Raw genomic sequence first — 1,598 nt, 5'->3', positions numbered from 1 at the left:
ATTCATTGCGAGTTAGTTGCCTTTTTTGTATCTTTAAGCATTCCCCCCAAAAACGGTTTGACGGCCAAAACGGGGGTAATCTAAAATAAAAACACATGGTAAAGATACAAAAAATCTCAGAAATCGAACCTCGTTTAGGTTTTACCGAGTTCGATATGCTAAAAAAATATCGTCAAAGTTTTGCAACGAGTGAATTAGGTCGCCTCCATGCTCTGTTTCCTTTCTCGGAGCTGGCCCGACAAATGCATTTGAAATCCTCTTCTTTGGGTCGTAAAAGTTATTTTTCTCCTGAGGGTAAAATAGCCTTGATGGTTCTGAAGTCCTATACCAACTTTTCCGATGCACAACTGATTGAACATTTAAACGGTAATATTCATTACCAGTTGTTCTGTGGTGTTCAGATTGATCCTCTTCATCCACTGACCAATCCTAAAATTATCAGTGCGATTCGTCAGGAACTGTCGGATCGCCTTGACATTGAGTCGCTGCAGCTTATTCTTGCCGAGCATTGGAAACCTTATCTTGAGAACCTTCATGTTTGTATGACCGATGCCACCTGTTATGAAAGCCATCTGCGTTTCCCTACTGATGTCAAACTCTTATGGGAAGGTATTGCATGGCTTCATCGTCATCTGTGCCAACATTGCCGGACATTGCACATACAACGTCCCCGTAACAAGTATCTTGACGTAAGCCGTGCCTATCTTGCTTACAGTAAGCTGCGTAAACGCAAGAAATCGAAAACCCGCATGATTACACGCAGGTTACTTCAGTTATTGGAAAAGTTACTGGACCAACTAGGGCAGCTTCATTCATCTTACAGGGACAGGCTTACACTATCCTCTGATTACCAAAGACGTTTTTCAGTCATACAGACGGTCCTTGAGCAAGGGAAGAATTTATTTGCCGGCAAAAAAGTATCTGACCGTATCGTGAGTATCGACCGGCATTACCTTCGCCCCATTGTCAGAGGCAAGGAAACCAAATCCGTTGAATTCGGAGCCAAGGTCAATAATATACAGATAGACGGAATCTCCTTTATAGAACATATTTCCTTTAAGGCTTATAACGAAGGAATACGTTTGAAAAACTGTATTCATCTGCACCGACAACTGACCGGGGTTAGGGTTAAGGCACTTGCTGCGGATTCAATCTATGCCAATAATGCCAACCGGAAATTTTGTACTAAATATCATATAAGTACTTCCTTTAAACGTAAGGGCAGAGCTGCCAAAGATGAACCACTTCGAAAGATCTTACGCTCGGAACTCAGCCGTGAAAGAGCTACCCGCCTGGAAGGAAGCTTTGGAACGCAGAAACAACATTACTCACTAGCTAGGATAAAAGCTAGAAACAGAAAAACGGAAGTGCTTTGGATTTTCTTTGGGATACATACAGCCAATGCGGTATGTATGATAGAAAAGGTCGAAAGGAAAAAAAGAAAGGCAGCATAATCGGACCAAAATAACAGGAAAAGAGGAGAGGTTTTAACTTCCCCTGAAAAAGACATGTACATAATGTATGGGTGGGAAGGAAAAAACAAGGATATGTAAACAATATTCTACAAAAAAGATAGAAGACTGGGAGAGTTGAACGAA

General features: G+C 41.6%; 1 protein-coding gene. It reads left to right on the top strand.

What is annotated here, in order from left to right:
• Positions 1–95 precede the first annotated feature (95 nt).
• Entirely contained in the window at positions 96–1,454 is a 1,359-nt protein-coding gene (locus DW173_RS19630; RefSeq protein WP_120145042.1) for a transposase, read from the top strand.
• Positions 1,455–1,598 lie beyond the last annotated feature (144 nt).

Origin of the sequence: Bacteroides sp. AM16-13 (assembly GCF_003602705.1) — a bacterium.
In the GTDB taxonomy this organism is placed as follows: Bacteria; Bacteroidota; Bacteroidia; order Bacteroidales; family Bacteroidaceae; genus Bacteroides; species Bacteroides xylanisolvens.
Note: the sequence above shows the minus strand (reverse complement) of the source record. Positions and strands in the feature narration are given on the sequence as shown.

What these genes read in the sequence shown, in the direction of transcription:
- DW173_RS19630 (WP_120145042.1), top strand. Translation starts at nt 96, where the DNA reads ATGGTAAAGATACAAAAAATCTCAGAAATCGAACCTCGTTTAGGTTTT.